The sequence below is a fragment of the Actinomycetospora sp. CA-101289 genome (genome assembly GCF_050955895.1).
In the GTDB taxonomy this organism is placed as follows: Bacteria; Actinomycetota; Actinomycetes; order Mycobacteriales; family Pseudonocardiaceae; genus Actinomycetospora.
The window spans coordinates 3,683,961-3,701,047 of sequence record NZ_CP192093.1 but is presented as its reverse complement, the minus strand read 5'-3'; the positions used below and the strand labels follow the sequence as shown (position 1 = coordinate 3,701,047).

Genomic DNA, 17,087 nt, shown 5'->3' with positions numbered 1-17,087 from the left:
TCCCGCCCTCCGTGATCGGCCGGGTGCCCGGGACCGGGGCTAGCCTGCTCGGTCATGGCGGACGAGAGCGGCGACCCGGATCCACCGGGCGACGCTCCCGGGACCGGGGATGACGCCGAGGACGACTCCGCCCGGGCCGCCGTCCGTGCGCGCCTGCTCGAGCGGGCGCCGGACCCCGTGCGGGCCAAGGTGGCGGAGCTGGTCGCGATCGCCGTCGGGCACCTGCCGGTGATCGAGCTGCCGCCCCCGGTCCGTCCCGTGGCCCGCTTCGCGCCGGCCAAGCGGGCGCGCGTCGGGGCGGGGCCGCTGCTCGCGGCGGTGGGGTCGGCCGAGGGTTTCGCCGCCCGGGTCGTCACGTGGTGGACCGAGGAGCAGCCCGACCGCTGGCGCCCCGACGACGCGGAGCCGGTGCACGCCGCCGCGGTCGCGGTGCTCGAGGGCCGCGAGGAGGGCTCCGGGCTGGTCCGCGACGTCACCGAGCGCGCCGACGCCGGGCGCGCGCGGGCGGAGCGCGACGCGGCGCTGGCGCGCGTCGAGAAGCTCGAGGCCGAGGTCCGGCGGCTGACCGCCGAGCGCGACGAGGCCCGCGCCGCCGTCGGGTCGGCGGGGCAGGAGAGCCGGGACGAGATCGCGAAGCTGCGCACCCGGCTGCGCGAGCAGGGCGTCCGCGTGCGCCGCGCGGAGGACGAGGCGGCCGAGCTGCGGGCCGCGCGGGAGCGGGGCGAGGGCGGGCTCCGCGCCGAGCTCGACGAGCTGCGCCGCGAGCGCGACCGGGGCCGCGAGGCCGTCGCCGCGGCCGAGGCCCGGGCCGGCCGGGCCGTGGAGGAGCTGGCCGGGGTCCGGCGGGCGGCCCTCGACGCGCGCCAGGCCGACGACGCGCGCCTGGCGCTGCTGGTCGACACGGTGGCCGGCGCCGCCGAGGGACTGCGCCGCGAGCTGGGGCTGCGGGCGGGGGAGAACGGGGCGCGGCCCGCGGAGCTGGTCGGGGCGGGGTCCGGCACGATGCCGAAGGCCCGGGTCACCGACCCCGCGGCGCTCGACCGGCTGCTCGCGCTGCCCGAGGTGCACCTGCTCGTCGACGGTTACAACGTCACGAAGACGGGGTGGCCGGACCTGTCGCTGGCCTCGCAGCGCGAGCGGCTGGTCGCCGCCGTCGCGCCCCTCGCCGCGCGGACGGGCGCCGAGACCACGCTCGTCTTCGACGGCGCGGGGATCACCGGGGTGCCGACGCACTCGGTGCGCGGGGTGCGGGTGCTGTTCAGCGACCCGGGCGTGCTGGCCGACGACCTGATCCGCTCGCTGGTGGGGGCCGAGCCGGCGGGCCGCCCGCTGGTGGTCGTGACGTCGGACCGCGCGGTGGTCGATTCGGTGCGCCGCCGGGGCGCGCACCCGGTGCCCTCGAGCGTGCTGCTGCACCGGCTCGCCCGCATCTGAGCGGCATCGAGCCGGCTTCTGATCCGGCGTTGTCGGGGGTCGCTCCTAGCGTGCGCACCACGACCCCGGACCTGCCGGGGGCCCAGGCCGGGAGGCCACCGTGCTCATCGACTGCGACACCTGCGCCGCCCGCGACGTGGCGTGCCACGACTGCGTGGTCGGGGTGCTCCTCGGCACGCCGAGCGTGCCGGGCGCCGACGCGACGGACCACGTCGCGCCGTCCGACGCCCCGCCCGGGGGCCCGCTGCCGCTGGAGTTCGGGCCGGTCGAGCAGCGCGCGCTCGAGGTCCTGGCCGACCACGGGCTGATCCCGCGGCTGCGGCTGGTGCCGCCGGCCCCTGCCCCGCCGCCCGCCCGCGGCGACGGCACGGCGCCGCGGCGGGCGCGGGGCGTGGGGTGAGCCCGCGGCGTCCCGGCCGGGACCGACCGCCCGCCGCCCGGACGCCCGCCGTTCGGCGCCGTCGGTCGGCGCATCCGGTAGCCCGTCAGCTACAGTGCGCTCGCTCACCTACCGCCGGGTACGGCGGGGTGAATCCCGGATGGAGGCCGTCGGGGGCCGTGCCGTCCGGCCCGGGGGCGCTCCGCGAGGGCCGTCCCCCGGTTCGGGCGCAGGGCTGTGCCGCGCAGCGCAGAGAGGACCCGACGAGACCGTGGCGTCCCCCCGTCCCGCGGTTGACCACACCCCGCTCGCCACCGAGCCGGGTGGCCGACGCACGCGCCGTGCGACGGCGTCCGCGCGCGGCCTGCTGGCCGTGCTCGTCGCCGTGCTGCTCGGCACCGGCGTGGGTGTCGGCGCCGCGCCCGCCGCGGCCGACCCCATCGTCCCGCCCGGAGCCTCCGACGCCGTCGCGGCCCTCGCCCAGGCCAACGCCCGCGCGGCCGACGCCACGGAGGCGTCGCTGGACGCGCAGGAGCAGCTCACGGTCCGGCGGGAGGAGGCCGACCGCACGCGGCGCGAGTCCGACGCCGCCCGGGTCGTCGCCGACGGCGCCCGCGCCGAGCGCGACCGCGCGTTCGTCGAGGTCGACCAGGTCTCGCGCGCGGCCTACCAGGGCGGCCAGCTCGACCCGCTGGGCGCGCTGCTGGGCAGCGAGTCCCCGCAGGCCTACCTCGACCGCACCGCGCTGCTCGACAGCATCTCCGAGGACAACCGGGTCATCGTCCAGCGCTTCCTCGACGCCACGGCCGCCGCGGAGGGCGCCGAGCGCGACGCCGGCGCCCGCGCGCTGGACGCCGAGCGCTCGAGCGCGGACGCGCAGCGCACCGCCGACGACGCCACTCGCCGTCAGGCCGACGCCGACCGGGAGGTCGCGGCCGCCGAGCAGGCGCTGGCCCAGGCGTCGCCGGACACCCTGGCCGCGCTGCGCAGCGGCGGCACCACGGCCTACCCCACCGACCTCCCCGGCACGGGCATCGCGATGGACGCGCTGCGGATGGCGCTCACCCAGCAGGGCAAGCCCTACGTCTGGGGCGCCACCGGCCCGAGCACCTACGACTGCTCGGGGCTCGTGCAGTGGGCCTACCGCCAGGTCGGCGTCGGGCTGCCGCGGGTGTCGCGCCAGCAGGCGCTCATCGGCATCCCGGTCGCCCCGAAGGACGCCCAGCCCGGCGACCTGCTGTTCTTCAACAGCCCCGTCACCCACGTCGGCATCTACGTCGGCGGCGGGAAGTTCCTCGAGGCCCCGCAGTCCGGCGACGTGGTCAAGGTGTCGAACGTGCGCAACAGCCTGTCCGGGGTCCGCCGGGTCGTCCTGTAGCCGCTCCGGGGTCCTGCCCCCGCGTTGACAGCCCCTTCCGGACGCCACATGCTCCGTCGCGGCCGCCCGCCCGCCGGCGGAGGCCTGTCGAGGAGGGCCCGTGAGCACCGCCCACACCATCTCCGTGCCCCATCTCGGCACCTCGAGCATCGGCTACGCGCTCGGCGGTCGCCTCGAGGCGTCGCGGCCGACCCTCGTGATGATCAACTCGTTCAGCACGTCGGTGGAGCTCTATCGGCCGCAGTTCGACGACGAGGAGCTGAACGAGACCGCCAACCTCCTGGCGATCGAGCCCTACGGCCACGGCAGCACGCGCGCCGGGTACGAGGACTTCACCTACTGGGACAGCGCGGTCGCGGCGCTGCAGGTGCTCGAGGCCCTCGACATCTCCCAGGCGTTCGTGGTGGGCACGTCGCAGGGCGGCTGGATCGCGACCCGCATGGCGATGCTCGCGCCCGCGGTCGTCCGGGGCGTCATCCCGCTCGGCACCTCGATGGACTCCGAGAGCCCGCGCAGCCGCGAGCTCGGGTGCTGGGACGGCGTCGCGTTCTGCACGCCGGCCATCGACACCCTCGCCGCGCCGGTCGACGACGACTGGGTCGTCCCCACCGACCTCGTCGACGCCGTGCTCGAGGCGGGGTTCGACGCCGACGTCGACGCGGACACCCGGGCCTTCTGGCACTCCGCGCACCAGCAGAACTACACCGGCGACGACGGGCGTCGCCGGCTGCGGACGAGCTCGGTCAACCTGCGCGACCGCGACGGCCTGCACGGGCGCCTCGACGGCGTGCACTGCCCGGTGCTGTGGCTGCAGGGCACGGCCGACCAGGTCTACTCGGTGGCGAACGCCGAGGACGAGATCGGGCGCTTCGTCAACGCGTACTCCGCCGAGCTCCGGATCGTCGAGGGCGGGCAGCACTTCCTGAGCGCCTCGCACCCCGCCGAGGTGGACGCCGCGGCGGTCGAGTTCCTGCGCCGCTGGTCCTGACGGCCGGTGGCGGGGGCCCGCCGCACCGCGTGCGAGGCTCCGGCCCGTGCCGCGCACGCTGCTGGTCACCAACGACTTCCCGCCCCGGCCCGGCGGCATCCAGTCCTACCTGCACGCGCTCACCACGCACCTGCCCGCCGACGAGCTCGTCGTGCTCGCGTCGACCTGGGCCCGCTCGGACGAGGCCGTCGCCGCGTGCCGCGCCTTCGACGCCGCGCAGCCCTTCGAGGTGCACCGCCTGCCGACCACGATGATGCTGCCCACCCCGGACGCGACCCGGCGAGCCGCGGAGCTCGTGCGCGCCCACGACGTCCGGACGGTGTGGTTCGGGGCGGCCGCGCCGCTGGGGCTCATGGCGCCGGGGCTGCGCCGGGCGGGCGCCGACCGGGTGCTCGCCAGCACCCACGGGCACGAGGTCGGCTGGTCGATGCTGCCCGGGAGCCGCCAGGCGCTGCGGCGCATCGGGCGTGACTGCGACGTCGTCACCACCGTCAGCCGCTACACGCGCGGGCGGATCGCGCCGGCCCTCGGGCCCGACGCCGCCCTCGAGCCGCTGCCCTCGGGCATCGACACCGCCCGGTTCCGCCCCGACCCCGGCGCCCGCGAGGCGATCCGGCGCCGCCACGGGCTGGGGGAGCGGCCCCTGGTGGTCTGCGTGTCGCGGCTCGTGCGGCGCAAGGGCCAGGACGTCCTCGTCGCCGCGCTGCCGCGGCTGCGGGCGGCGGTGCCCGGGGCAGCGCTGGTGATCGCCGGCGACGGCCCGGACCGCGACCGCCTCCGCCGCCTCGCCCGCACCCACGGCGTCGCCGACGACGTGGTGTTCACCGGCCCGATGACCCCGGACGAGGTGCCCGCGCACCACGCGGCCGCCGACGTCTCGGCGCTGCCGTGCCGCACGCTCGGCGGGGGCCTCGACGTCGAGGGCCTCGGCATCGTCCTGCTCGAGGCCCAGGCCGCCGGGGTGCCCGTCGTCGCCGGGCGGTCGGGCGGTGCGCCCGAGACGGTGCAGCCGGGGGAGACCGGGCGCCTCGTCGACGGCCGCGACCCCGCCGACGTCGCCGACACCCTCGCGGGCCTGCTCGCCGACCCCGACGCCGCGCGAGCGATGGGCGAGGCCGGGCGCCGGTGGATGCGTGCGGACTGGACCTGGGAGGCCCGGGCCGCGCGCCTGCGCGCGCTCGCGGCCGGCTGAGCCGTTCGGCGGAGACCCTGAAAGAACGAACGGCGCTCTCGCTGCTTCCGAAGCAGCGAGAGCGCCGTTCGTTCGTCCGCGAAGCGCGGCTCAGCGCTCGTAGACCGCCTCGATGTCGGCGGCGCGCTGCTCGGTGATGACGTTGCGCTTGAGCTTCATCGTCGGGGTGAGCTCGCCGCTGTCCTCGGTGAAGTCGCTGGTGAGGATGCGCCACTGCTTGATCGCCTCGGCCTTGGACACCGCCTTGTTGGCCTCCTCGACGGCGCCGGCGATCTCGGCCTGGAGGTCGGGGTCCTCGGCGAGCGACTCGGCGTCCGAGCCCTGCTTGCCGTGCTCCGAGCTCCAGCCGGGCAGGGCCTCGGCGTCGAGGGTGATCAGCGCGCCGATGTAGGGCCGGTTGTCGCCGACCACCAGGGCCTGGCTGACGAGGCGGTGGGCGCGGACCCGGTCCTCGAGCACCGCGGGGGCGACGTTCTTGCCGCCGGCGGTGACGATGAGCTCCTTCTTGCGCCCGGTGATCGAGAGGTAGCCGTCGTCGTCGAGGCCGCCGAGGTCGCCGGTGTGGAACCAGCCGTCGGCGAGCGCCTCGCTGGTGGCGTCGGGGTTGTTCCAGTACCCGCGGAACACGACGTCGCCCTTGGCCAGCACCTCGCCGTCCTCGGCGATGGCGATGGTGACGCCCGGGATCGCCTTGCCGACGGTGCCGACCCTGATCGCCCGGTTCGGGTTGGCGGTGATCGCCGCGCTGGTCTCGGTGAGCCCGTAGCCCTCGTGGATCGGCACGCCGATGCCGCGGAAGAAGTGCCCGATGCGGGCGCCGAGCGCCGAGCCGCCGGACACCGCGCCCTGGCACTTCCCGCCGAGCGCGGCGCGGAGCTTGCCGTAGACGAGCTTGTCGAACAGCGCGTGGCGCAGGCGCAGCGCGACCCCGGGGCCGCCGGCGTCGAGGGCCTCGCTGTAGGCGACGGCCGTGGCCTCGGCCATGTCGAAGATCCGGCCCTTGCCGTCGTTGTGGGCCTTGACCTTGGCGCCGTTGTAGACCTTCTCGAACACGCGCGGCACCGAGAGCAGGAAGTCGGGCTGGAAGCGCGGCAGCTCGGTGGTCAGCTTCTTCGTGTCGGCGAAGTGGCCGATCGTGTAGCGGTACTCCATCGCCGCGCACTGGATGACGCGGGCGAAGATGTGCGCGAGCGGCAGGAACAGCAGCGTGGAGTGGCCCGGCTGCATGAGGTCGGAGAACGTGTCGGCCACCGCGCGGACCTCGAAGAGCAGGTTGCGGTGGGTGATCTCGCAGCCCTTGGGCCGCCCGGTGGTGCCCGAGGTGTAGATCAGCGTCGCGAGGTCGTCGGCGTGCACGCCCGTGCGGCGCTGCTCGAGCGTCGCGTCGTCCACGTCCGCCCCGCCGTCGCGCAGGGCGGCCACGGCACCGTCGGCACCGTCGATCTGCCAGACGTGCTCCAGCTCGGGGAGCTTCTCGCGCAGGTTCTCCACGATCGCGCGGTGCTCGTCGGACTCGACGATCACGGCCTTGGCGCCGGAGTCGGACAGGCACCACTCGACCTGGTCCGACGACGAGGTCTCGTAGATCGGGAGGGTGACCGCGCCCGCGGCCCAGAGCGCGTAGTCGAGCAGCGTCCACTCGTAGCGGGTCGGCGAGATCAGCCCGACGCGGTCGCCGGGCTGCAGGCCGGCCGCGATGAAGCCCTTCGCGGCCGTCGCCACGTCGTCGCGGAAGGCGGCGAAGGTGATGTCTCGCCACTGGTCGTCGACGAGGTGTCGGTACGCGACGTCGTTCCCGTGGCTCTCCGCGTTGCCCCACGGCGCCGCGGTGAGGTTGTCGTCGTCGGCCACCTTCGCGACCGCCGGCTCCGCGTACTGCTGCATCTCGTTCCACTCCTGCCCCGCGCGCCTCGTCGCGTCGTCGACCCGTGACCCTAGTGGCGCCCACCCCCGTCCTCTACCTCCAAGTAGCCGGACGAATCGCCCACACGGCCGACGCAGGCCCCCACCGGGGACCCTGCGACGCTGGGAACGTGGCGGCCGTCGACGTGGTGGACGAGACCTTCCTCGCGGTGCCCCCCGCGCGCCTGGCCGCGGAGTTCGCCGACCCGGCCCGCTGGCGGCTGCTGTGGCCCGACCTCGACCTGCGGGTCTTCGCCGACCGCGGTGCCCAGGGCCTGCGGTGGAGCGTCGTGGGCGACGCGTGGCGCGGCAGCATGGAGGTCTGGCTCGAGGCCGTCGGCGACGGCACGGTGCTGCACTGGTTCCTGCGCGTCGACCCGGTCGGCGCGACGCTGGGCCGCCGCGCCGCCACCCGTGAGGTGGTGCGCCGCCAGCGTGGCGCCAAGGTCCTCGCGTTCGCGCTCAAGGACCGCCTCGAGGCCGGCCGCCCCCCGGGCGTCCCGCCCGCGCACGTGGGGGACGAGGGCACGGTCACGTCCGGCTGAGCGGTGAGGTCCGCGTCACGGTGACGACCCCACCCCGCCCCCGCCCGTGCCGATCGCCGTCGTCGCGAGCGGTAGCCTCTCCCGCCATGGCCGACGAGTCGACCCAATCCATCACGATCGCGGCGCCGGCGTCCGACGTGCTCGGGGTCATCGCCGATTTCGACCGCTATCCCGAGTGGGCGGACGCGATCACCTCGGCCACCGTGCTGACCCACGACGACGAGGGCCGCCCCGAGCAGGTCAAGTTCTCCCTGGACGCGGGTCCGATCAAGGACACCTACGTCCTGGCCTACGACTGGCAGACCGACGGCGTGACGTGGGACCTCGTGTCCGGGCAGGTGCAGCGCTCCCAGCGCGGCCGCTACCGCCTGGCCGAGGACGGCACGGCCACCGAGGTGACCTATACGCTCTCGGTGGATCTCGCGGTGCCCCTGCCGGGCCTCCTCAAGCGCCGGGCCGAGAAGCGGATCATGGACCAAGCGCTCACGGGACTGAAGCGGCGCGTGGAGGGCTGAGTGCGGGTCCTGCTGTTCACGGGCAAGGGTGGCGTCGGGAAGACCACCACGGCGGCGGCGACCGCGGTGGCGCTGGCCCGCGGGGGGCGCAAGGTGCTCGTCCTGTCGGCGGACCCCGCGCACTCCCTCGGTGACGCCTTCGACGCGCGCCTCGACGGCACCCCCGCCGAGGTGGCGCCGCGGGCGTACCCCGGGCTGTTCGCCGCGCACATCGACACCCGCGCGCTCGTCGACGACGCCTGGGAGCCCCTGCGCACCCAGCTCCGCACGCTCCTCGCCGGCGCCGGGGTCGACGAGATGGTCGCCGACGAGCTGACCGTCCTGCCCGGCGTCGAGGAGCTGCTCGCCCTCGAGGACGTGCGGCGCGCGACGATCGACGGGCCGTGGGAGGTCGTGGTCGTCGACTGCGGGCCGACCGCCGAGACCCTGCGCCTGCTCTCCCTGCCCGAGGCCCTCGGCTCGTACCTCGAGAAGCTGTTCCCCGCCCACCGCCGCGCCGTGCGGGGTGTCCTCGCGGGCCTCGCCGGCAGCAGCGCGACGGTCGCGAAGTGGGACGCGGCCGCGGCGTCGCTCTCGCGGCTCGCCGAGCAGCTCGCGGGCCTGCGCGACCTGCTCTCCGACCACCGGACCACCACGATCCGCCTGGTCCTGACCCCCGAGCGGGTCGTCGCGGCCGAGACCCGGCGCACGCTCACCGCGCTGGCGCTGCACGGCCTGCACGTCGACGGGATGGTCGCCAACCGCCTGGTGCCCGACGCGGGCCAGGGACGCGGCGAGGCCGCCGCCTGGGTGCGGGCGCGCCGCGCTGAGCAGGAGGCGGTGCTCGCCGACCTCGCCGGCGCCGGCGGCGACGTCCCCGTGCGCCGCGTGCCCCACGAGGCGGGCGAGCCGGTGGGCGTCGACGCCCTCGCCGACCTGGCCGAGGTGATCTACGGCGACGACGACCCCCTCGACGGCCCGATCGGGCGCGCCCTCGTGGCGGTGCGCCGCACGGCCGGCACGGGGACGGCCCCGGAGAGCGAGTTCGTCCTGGACCTGCACGTCGCCGGCATCGGGGAGGCCGCGGTGGACCTCGCCCGCATCGGCGACGAGCTCGCCGTGACCGTCGACGGGCGCCGGCGCTCGGTCGCCCTCCCGCCCGTGCTGCGCCGGTGCGAGGTCACGGGCGCCGACATGGACGAGGACGTGCTCTCGGTGGTCTTCCGCCCCGACCCCACCGTGTGGATGCGGTGAGCGCGCCGCACGGGGACGGCCCCGGAGCCGCGTCCGACGCCGCCCGCGCCGCGCAGGAGCGCCTGACGCAGGAGGCGCGCGCCACGGCGTCCGCCCTGCTCGACTGGCTCGGCACCCGCGTGGACCGCGGCGCGCCGGCCGACGGCGCGCCGACCCGTCCCGCGCAGAGCGCCGGACCCTGCACGTGGTGCCCGGTCTGCGCGCTCGTCGCCGCCCTGCGCGGGGAGCAGCCGGAGCTGACCGCCCGCCTTGCCGAGCAGGCCTCGGGTCTCATGACGCTGCTGCGGCTCATGGTGCAGGCGCACCAGGAGCCGGGGCACGGTCACGACCACGGTCACCAGCACGCCTGGCCACCCCCGCCGGGCGAGCCCGTGGCGACGCCGTCCACGGCGACCCGGCCGGCGCCGCCCGGCTGGCCCGCCGAGTGGGGGGCGTTCGACGGGTGGGGATCCGGTGCGTCGCACGAGCCCGAGCCGTCGTCCGCCGGAGCCCCGGATCCCGCCGAGCCCGCCACCCCGCCCGGTCCCACCGGCGTCCCCGGGCGCCGTCGCCCGCCGGTCCGCCGGGCCTCGCCGCGCTCCGCGGCGTTCCGCGGGATGGGCGTGCCCACCACCGACGGCGACGCGGCCACCACCGCGCAGGACACGCCGGCCCCCGAGCCGGCCCCCGCGCGCCCGGTCCGCAGCGCCCGGGCCGCGACGCCGCCCGCCGCGAGCGGCAGCGCGCGCCCGTCGGTGCAGCGGATCGCGATCCGGCGCCCCGCGCGCCACGACGGGGCCGCCGGCAGCGACGGCCCCGACAGCAGCGCCTCGTGCTGACCGTCGGCGTCGACATCGGGGGGACCTCGGTGCGCGCCGGCGTGGTCGACCCCGACGGGACGGTCCTGGCCGAGGCCTCGGCGGCGACCGCGGACCGCCCCGACGCCCTCGACGACACCGTCGCCGACCTCGTCGGGCGCCTCGCCGCCGACCACGCGGTGGGCGCGGTCGGGCTGGCGGTGGCCGGGTTCGTCGACCCCGACCGGCGCACCGTCACCTTCGGCGCGCACCTGCCGTGGCGCGACGACGCGGTGGTCGACCGGCTCGGCGCGCGCCTCGGGCTGCCGGTGACCCTCGAGCACGACGCCAACGCCGCGGGCCTGGCCGAGCACCGCGTGGGCGCGGCCGCGGGCGCGGCGGTGGCCGTGCTCGTGGCGCTGGGCACCGGGATCGGCGCGGCGCTGCTCGTCGACGGGGCCCTGTTCCGCGGCGCGTACGGGGTGGCCCCGGAGCTCGGTCACCTGACGGTCGTCCGCGGCGGCCGCCCGTGCCCGTGCGGCAAGCGCGGCTGCCTCGAGCGCTACTGCAGCGGCACCGCGCTGGGCCGCGGCGCCGAGGAGCGGCTCGACGGCACCGACGACTTCTCGCTGCTGCGGGCGGACTGGGAGCGGGCGCAGCCGATCACCGGCCGCGACGTCGCGCACGCCGCCGAGCGGGGCGACGACCTGGCGTGCCGGGTGGTCGACGAGTTCGCCGACTGGCTGGGCCAGGCCCTGTCCCTGGTCGCCGACGTCCTCGACCCCGACGTGATCGTCGTGGGCGGTGAGGTGTCGGCGTCGGCGCCGCTCTACCTGCCGCGGGCCCGCACCCGCTACGCCGAGGAGGTCACCGGCGGGCGCCACCGGCGGCTCGCCGACGTGCGCCCGGCCCTGCTGGGCGGGCGCGCCGGCATGGTGGGCGCGGCGCTCGACGCCCGGGAGCGCGCGGGCTAGAGGACGGCGCCGTCGTCCGGGTCGGTGGCCGGGCCCTCGTCACGGCCGCGCCGCAGGCCGAACACGAGCCAGCCGAGGCCCGCGGTCATCGCCAGCAGCCCCGGCACGATGCCCAGGCCCACCGGGCCGCCCAGCAGGCCGGGCACGGCGAGCAGCACGACGCCGACCACCAGCAGCGCGAGCCCGAGCAGGCTGCTCAGGCCCAGGCGCGGCAGCGGGGGCGGCTCCGGGGGCACGTAGTGCTCGTCCTCGGGCGGCGGCGTGTGCGCCCGCGGAGGCGTCGGGCGCTCGGTGCGCGAGGTCCGGCTCTCGGGCCGCGGCGAGGGCGGGGTCGGCGGCGTGGGCCGGGCGATCGGGCCGTCGGTGCGGCCCGGGGCGAGGTCGGGCTGACCACCGGGCGGCGTGGCCGTGCCCAGCCCGGACGACGGCCCGTCCTCGTGCCCGGGCGCCAGGAGGTCGGGCAGCTCGTCGGGCCAGCGGGGTGCGCCGGCGGCCGCCCAGTCGGCGACGATCGCGGCGAAGGCGGCGTCGACGTCGTCGGGGAGCCCGGGGTGCTCCGGCTCGTGGCCGGCGGGGTCGGCGCCGTCCTGCGAGCTGGCCGTGTCGGGGCGCGCGGACTCGGGACGGGTGGGGTCGGGGTGGATCTCGTCCGGGTCGGGCGACGTCATGCGTGGATCCCTGGGGTGCTGGCGGCGGGTCCGGCGGTGCGGGCGGCGTGCACGCGGCGGACGAACGCCACGCTCTCGTCGAAGATCAGCGGGGCGTCGTTGTCGAGCGTCGCGACATGGTGGCTGTCGGTGAGCGGCACGTCGGTGAGGTCGTCGGTGCCGACCTCGAGCCGCACGATGTCGCTGCTCAGCGGCTCGACGACGTGGTCGGTGGGGGAGTGGAACAGCAGGACCGGGCAGCGGACGCGCTCGAGGTCCGCGCGGACGAGCTTCCAGAGCTGGGTCAGCGAGACCGCGGCCCGCGTGGGCATCCGGTCGTAGGCGAGCTCGGTGACCCCGGGCTTCTTGATGTCGTTGGCCACGCCGGGCACCCACGGCACCAGCCACTGGATGTACGGGGCGATCGCGGCGTCGCGGCGCAGCGTGGTGACCGACGGGTTGACCAGCGCGATGCCCGCGACGTCGTCCGCCCGCTCCTGGGCGAGGCGCAGCGTGAGCGTGCCGCCCATCGACTGCCCGAAGACGAACACGGAGCGGTACTCCGCCCGCAGCTCGTCGACGGCGCGCTCGACCGTCGCGTACCAGTCGGGCCAGCGGGTGCGGCTGAGGTCCTGCCACCGGGTGCCGTGCCCGGGCAGCCGCGGGCCGCGCACCCCGATGCCCTCGGCGGCGAGGTGCTCGCCCCACGCCCGCATGCTCTGGGGCGTGCCCGTGAGGCCGTGGCTGAGCACGACCCCGATCTCCCGGGACCCGTCGCCGGGATCGGCGGCGAACGGCTCGGCGCCGGGCATGACGGGCACGTGGTCCTCCGGACGGCGCGTCGCACCTCGAGCGAGGGCGAGGGGGGCGGGGAGCGGTGAGGGGAACCCCATCGTGGCATGTCCCACACGGTCGGGTCACGTCGCGGGGGGCCCGACGCGCCGGGCGGTCCGCGCGCTGGTCCGGACGGGCGCGGGCCCGTCGGCGCGGGTCCCCGGGCGGGTGCGTGACGGGCGCGCGGCCGGGGTGTCCGGCGGCCCACGGCGGTGCGCGGGGCGGCCCGCGCCGCCTACCCTGCTCCCGGCGGCGGAGCACGACCTCGGGGCGGGAGCGCGGTGCTGTACTGGGTGATGAAGTACGTCCTGCTGGGACCGCTCATGCGGCTGGCGTTCCGCCCGCGGGTGGAGGGGGCCGACCACCTGCCGCGCCACGGCGGGGCGCTCGTCGCCTCGAACCACCTCGCGGTGCTCGACTCGTTCGTCCTGCCGCTGATGGTGCCCCGGCGCATGGCCTTCCCGGCCAAGTCGGAGTACTTCACCCAGCCCGGACTCGTCGGCACCCTCAAGCGCTGGTTCTTCACGGGCATGGGCCAGGTGCCCATCGAGCGCGGCAGCGGGCGCGCCGCGCGGGCAGCACTCGAGACCGGCATCGGCATCCTGCGCGAGGGTCGGCTCTTCGGCATCTACCCCGAGGGCACGCGCTCGCCCGACGGACGGCTCTACAAGGGCCGCACCGGCGTCGCGCGGATGGCGCTCGAGGCGGGCGTGCCCGTCGTGCCGGTCGCCATGATCGGCACCGATCGGGCGAACCCCGTCGGGTCCCGCTACTGGCGCCCGGTCCGGATCGGGATCCGCATCGGCGAGCCGCTGGACTTCTCCCGCTACCACGGCATCACCGACGACCGGCAGGTCGAGCGGGCCATGACCGACGAGATCATGGACGCGGTGCGGGTGCTCTCCGAGCAGGAGTACGTGGACGTCTACGCGAGCACCGCCAAGAAGGAGCAGGAGGCCCCGGAGGCGGCCTGACCCCTCGTTCGCGACAATGACCGTCGTGGCCCGGTACTTCTACGACTGCGAGTTCATCGAGGACGGGACCACCATCGAGCTGGTCTCGGTGGGCGTGGTCGACGAGCAGGGCCGCGAGTTCTACGCGATCTCCACCCAGTTCGACCCGATGCGCGCCGGCCCCTGGGTGCGGCGCAACGTCCTCGACAAGCTGCCGCCGATGTCGAACCCGGCGTGGCGCAGCCGGCTGGCGATCCGCGAGGCGTTCCTCGAGTTCGTCAGCGCGGGCGAGGGCCCGGTCGAGCTGTGGGCCTGGTACGCCGCCTACGACCACGTCACGATCGCCCAGCTCTGGGGCGCGATGCCGGAGCTGCCCCGCGCCCTGCCGCGCTTCACCCACGACCTGCGCCAGCGGTGGGAGGACGTCGGCCGGCCCGACCTGCCGCCGCCCCCGGACGACGCGCACGACGCGCTCGCGGACGCCCGGCACAACCTCGCGCGCTGGGCCGTGATCGACGAACGGTGGCGCCGGCTGCACGAGGGCGAGCGGGTCGGCGGGGCCTGAGCACACGGGCGACCGGCCCGCGTCGTGGGGAACACGTCCGGGGCCGCCGGGGCACGGTTACGCTCGGTCCTGTGTGGTCCGTCGACCTGCCCGTGGATGCCCTGCCCGGCCTGCCCCCGCTGCCGGGCCACCTGCGCGAGCGCCTGGACGCGGCACTCGCGCGCCCGGCGGTGCAGCAACCGGACTGGCCCGACCCGGACGCGGTCGCCGACGTCCGCAAGGTCCTCGAGCACGTGCCGCCGATCACCGTGCCCGCCGAGGTCGACCGGCTGCAGACGCAGCTGGCGGCCGTCGCGCGCGGGGAGGCGTTCCTGCTCCAGGGCGGCGACTGCGCCGAGACCTTCGCCGACAACACCGAGCCCCACCTGCGGGGCAACATCCGCACCCTGCTGCAGATGGCGGTGGTGCTGACCTACGGCGCCTCGATGCCCGTGGTCAAGATCGGGCGCATCGCGGGGCAGTACGCCAAGCCGCGCTCGTCGCCCACCGACGCGCTCGGGCTGCCCAGCTACCGCGGCGACATGGTCAACTCCCTGGCCGCGCACGCCGAGCGCCGCATCCCCGACCCGGGCCGCATGATCCGCGCCTACGCCAACGCGGGCGCGGCGATGAACCTGGTCCGCGCGCTGACCTCCGGCGGCATGGCCGACCTGCACGAGGTCCACGACTGGAACCGCGAGTTCGTGCGCACCTCCGCCGCGGGGGAGCGCTACGAGGCCGTCGCCGCCGAGATCGACCGGGCGCTGCGGTTCATGAACGCCGCCGGCGTCACCGACCACTCGCTGCGCGGCACCGAGATCTTCGCCAGCCACGAGGCGCTGGTGCTCGACTACGAGCGCGCGCTGCTGCGGCTGGACTCGCGGGTGGAGGCGACGAGCACCGAGGACACCCGCCTGTTCTCGCTCGGCGCGCACTTCCTGTGGATCGGCGAGCGCACCCGCGACCTCGACGGCGCCCACATCGCGTTCGCCGAGCTGCTGGCCAACCCGATCGGCATCAAGATCGGCCCGGGCACCACGCCCGAGCAGGCCGTCGAGTACGTCGAGCGCCTCGACCCCCACCACCAGCCGGGCCGGCTGACGCTGATCTCGCGGATGGGCGCGGGCAAGGTGCGCGACGTGCTGCCCGGCATCGTCGAGAAGGTCACGGCGTCCGGGCACCAGGTCATCTGGCAGTGCGACCCGATGCACGGCAACACCGTCGAGGCCACCACCGGCTACAAGACCCGGCACTTCGACCAGGTCGTCGACGAGGTCCAGGGCTTCTTCGAGGTCCACCAGCGCCTCGGCACCCACCCGGGCGGCATCCACGTCGAGCTCACCGGCGAGAACGTCACCGAGTGCCTCGGCGGCGCCCAGGACATCTCCGACACCGACCTCGCCGGCCGGTACGAGACGGCCTGCGACCCCCGCCTGAACACCCAGCAGTCGCTCGAGCTCGCGTTCCTCGTGGCGGAGATGCTCCGGGGCTAGTCACCCCGGCAGGCCCAGGCCCCAGCCGGCGGCGCCCGCGGCCACCGTCGCGACGCTGATCAGCACCAGCCAGGCGCTGAGCAGGCGTCGCGAGCGGGCACGGGCACGCCGGCGCTCGATGCTCTCGATGGCCACGTCGACGTCGTCCACGGGCGCGTCGGGGCTCCGCCGCCCGGCAGGGACCTCGTCGTCCTCCTCGTCCGGGTCGGCGTCCCAGTCGTCGTCGTCCCAGCGGTCGTCGAGGTCGTCGTCCTCGTCCCACGCCGCGCCGCCCCGGGGCGGCCGGTCGCCCGGCCCGGTGTCGAGGTCGAGCAGCCGCGTGCCCCGCAACGGCTGCGACGCCCCGGTCGCGGCCCGGCGCCGGGGCGGCGGCACGGGGTGGAACGGCAGGTCGGCGTCGATGCGCACGCCCCGCGCGGCGGCCAGGAACGCGCGGGCGTCGGCGAGCCGCTCCTCCGGGTCGCGGCGGGTGGCGGCGAGCACCAGCCGGTCCAGGGCCCGCGGGACGCCGCCCACCAGCGACGACGGCGGCGGCACGTCGTGGTGCACGTGGCGCCGGGCGATGGTGACCGCGTCGTCCCCACCGTGCGGCGGCGCGCCCGTGAGCAGCTCGAACAGCACGATCCCGGCCGCGTAGAGGTCGCTGCGCGCGTCCGCCCGGCCCTCGGTGACCTGCTCGGGCGCCAGGTACGCGACGGTGCCGAGCACCATCTCGCCGCTGCTCTCGAGATCGTCGGCACCGTCGGTCTCCCACGCGGCGGCGACGAGGCCGAAGTCGGCGACCTTGACCGACCCGTCGCTGCCCACGAGCACGTTCTCGGGCTTGACGTCGCGGTGCACGAGGCCGCGGTCGTGGGCGACCTGCAGCGCCGTGACCACCTGCTCGGCGACCGTCAGCGCCGTCGCCGGGTGCAGGCGGCCCTCGTCGCGCAGCACGTCGCGCAGCGTGCCGCCCTCGACGAGCTCGAGGACGAGGAAGACGGTGCCGTCCGGGTCCCGCCCCTGGTCGTGGACGGCGACGACGCCCGGGTGCGCGAGCCGCGCGGCGGCCCGGGCCTCCCGCTCGAAGCGCCGCACGAACGCCGGGTCGCGGGCGAGCGTCCGGTCGAGCACCTTGATCGCCACGGGGCGGTCGAGGCGCAGGTCCGAGCCGCGGTACACCACCGACATGCCGCCGCGCGCCAGCAGCCCGTCGACCCGGTAGCGCCCCTCCAGCACCGTCCCCGCGGGGTGGGCGGTCGGCGCGGCCATGCGCCCGATGCTACGAGGACCGCGGTGACCTGCGGGGATCCCCGCGTGC

Annotated in this window: 17 protein-coding genes; 13 read left to right on the top strand and 4 right to left on the bottom strand. The window is 76.5% G+C overall.

What is annotated here, in order from left to right; translation table 11 throughout:
* The first annotated feature begins 54 nt into the window (after positions 1-54).
* The 5 genes from ACQPX6_RS18415 (at position 55) to ACQPX6_RS18395 (ending at position 5,371) form a co-directional block, all read left to right on the top strand.
* Positions 55-1,434 (top strand): NYN domain-containing protein, encoded by a 1,380-nt coding sequence (locus ACQPX6_RS18415; protein WP_433781794.1) that lies wholly within the window; start codon positions 55-57, stop codon positions 1,432-1,434.
* 100 nt (positions 1,435-1,534) lie between these two features.
* Entirely contained in the window at positions 1,535-1,834 is a 300-nt protein-coding gene (locus ACQPX6_RS18410) for a hypothetical protein (RefSeq protein ID WP_433781793.1), read from the top strand.
* A gap of 250 nt (positions 1,835-2,084) precedes the next feature.
* Complete coding sequence (locus tag ACQPX6_RS18405) at positions 2,085-3,191, top strand: NlpC/P60 family protein (RefSeq protein WP_433781792.1); 1,107 nt, start codon at positions 2,085-2,087, stop codon at positions 3,189-3,191.
* A 100-nt stretch (positions 3,192-3,291) separates the two neighbouring features.
* Entirely contained in the window at positions 3,292-4,179 is an 888-nt protein-coding gene (locus tag ACQPX6_RS18400; protein WP_433781791.1) for an alpha/beta fold hydrolase, read from the top strand.
* A 46-nt stretch (positions 4,180-4,225) separates the two neighbouring features.
* Positions 4,226-5,371 carry a glycosyltransferase family 4 protein gene (locus ACQPX6_RS18395; protein WP_433781790.1) on the top strand — a complete coding sequence of 382 codons (1,146 nt, stop codon included), beginning with the start codon at positions 4,226-4,228 and terminating at the stop codon, positions 5,369-5,371.
* Between the two features lie 90 nt (positions 5,372-5,461).
* Here ACQPX6_RS18395 and ACQPX6_RS18390 read toward each other — a convergent pair whose 3' ends face one another.
* The gene (locus ACQPX6_RS18390; RefSeq protein ID WP_433781789.1) at positions 5,462-7,255 is read right to left on the bottom strand and encodes an AMP-dependent synthetase/ligase; all 1,794 of its coding nucleotides are present in this window, start codon (positions 7,253-7,255) and stop codon (positions 5,462-5,464) included.
* Between the two features lie 149 nt (positions 7,256-7,404).
* Here ACQPX6_RS18390 and ACQPX6_RS18385 point away from each other — a divergent pair, with 149 nt between their 5' ends.
* The 5 genes from ACQPX6_RS18385 to ACQPX6_RS18365 all read left to right on the top strand — a co-directional run bounded on the left by ACQPX6_RS18385 (position 7,405) and on the right by ACQPX6_RS18365 (position 11,316).
* Entirely contained in the window at positions 7,405-7,818 is a 414-nt protein-coding gene (locus tag ACQPX6_RS18385) for a polyketide cyclase / dehydrase and lipid transport (RefSeq protein ID WP_433781787.1), read from the top strand.
* 86 nt (positions 7,819-7,904) lie between these two features.
* On the top strand, positions 7,905-8,333 hold the full coding sequence (locus ACQPX6_RS18380; RefSeq protein ID WP_433781786.1) for an SRPBCC family protein: 429 nt from the start codon (positions 7,905-7,907) through the stop codon (positions 8,331-8,333).
* Complete coding sequence (locus ACQPX6_RS18375; protein WP_433781785.1) at positions 8,334-9,566, top strand: ArsA family ATPase; 1,233 nt, start codon at positions 8,334-8,336, stop codon at positions 9,564-9,566.
* The gene (locus ACQPX6_RS18370) at positions 9,563-10,384 is read left to right on the top strand and encodes a hypothetical protein (protein ID WP_433781783.1); all 822 of its coding nucleotides are present in this window, start codon (positions 9,563-9,565) and stop codon (positions 10,382-10,384) included. Before ACQPX6_RS18375 ends, ACQPX6_RS18370 begins: the two co-directional genes overlap by 4 nt.
* Positions 10,378-11,316: an ROK family protein gene (locus ACQPX6_RS18365; RefSeq protein WP_433781781.1), complete on the top strand. Its 939-nt coding sequence runs from the start codon at positions 10,378-10,380 to the stop codon at positions 11,314-11,316. The genes ACQPX6_RS18370 and ACQPX6_RS18365 overlap by 7 nt, the downstream gene beginning before the upstream one ends.
* Here the strand turns inward: ACQPX6_RS18365 and ACQPX6_RS18360 are convergent.
* Together ACQPX6_RS18360 and ACQPX6_RS18355 are read right to left on the bottom strand one after the other, a co-directional pair.
* Complete coding sequence (locus ACQPX6_RS18360) at positions 11,313-11,984, bottom strand: hypothetical protein (RefSeq protein ID WP_433781779.1); 672 nt, start codon at positions 11,982-11,984, stop codon at positions 11,313-11,315. The two genes, ACQPX6_RS18365 and ACQPX6_RS18360, sit on opposite strands and share 4 nt — an antisense overlap.
* The gene (locus ACQPX6_RS18355; protein WP_433781777.1) at positions 11,981-12,784 is read right to left on the bottom strand and encodes an alpha/beta hydrolase; all 804 of its coding nucleotides are present in this window, start codon (positions 12,782-12,784) and stop codon (positions 11,981-11,983) included. The genes ACQPX6_RS18360 and ACQPX6_RS18355 overlap by 4 nt, the downstream gene beginning before the upstream one ends.
* Positions 12,785-13,078: 294 nt before the next feature.
* Here ACQPX6_RS18355 and ACQPX6_RS18350 point away from each other — a divergent pair, with 294 nt between their 5' ends.
* From ACQPX6_RS18350 to ACQPX6_RS18340, 3 genes are all read left to right on the top strand, one after another.
* Positions 13,079-13,771, top strand: coding sequence for a lysophospholipid acyltransferase family protein (locus tag ACQPX6_RS18350; protein WP_433781775.1), 693 nt, complete (start codon positions 13,079-13,081; stop codon positions 13,769-13,771).
* Positions 13,772-13,796: 25 nt separating this feature from the next.
* On the top strand, positions 13,797-14,315 hold the full coding sequence (locus ACQPX6_RS18345) for a polyadenylate-specific 3'-exoribonuclease AS (RefSeq protein WP_433781773.1): 519 nt from the start codon (positions 13,797-13,799) through the stop codon (positions 14,313-14,315).
* A gap of 71 nt (positions 14,316-14,386) precedes the next feature.
* Positions 14,387-15,787 (top strand): class II 3-deoxy-7-phosphoheptulonate synthase, encoded by a 1,401-nt coding sequence (locus ACQPX6_RS18340; protein ID WP_433781771.1) that lies wholly within the window; start codon positions 14,387-14,389, stop codon positions 15,785-15,787.
* On the opposite strand, the gene ACQPX6_RS18335 is transcribed toward ACQPX6_RS18340, so the two are convergent.
* Positions 15,788-17,038, bottom strand: coding sequence for a protein kinase domain-containing protein (locus ACQPX6_RS18335; RefSeq protein ID WP_433781769.1), 1,251 nt, complete (start codon positions 17,036-17,038; stop codon positions 15,788-15,790).
* Positions 17,039-17,087 lie beyond the last annotated feature (49 nt).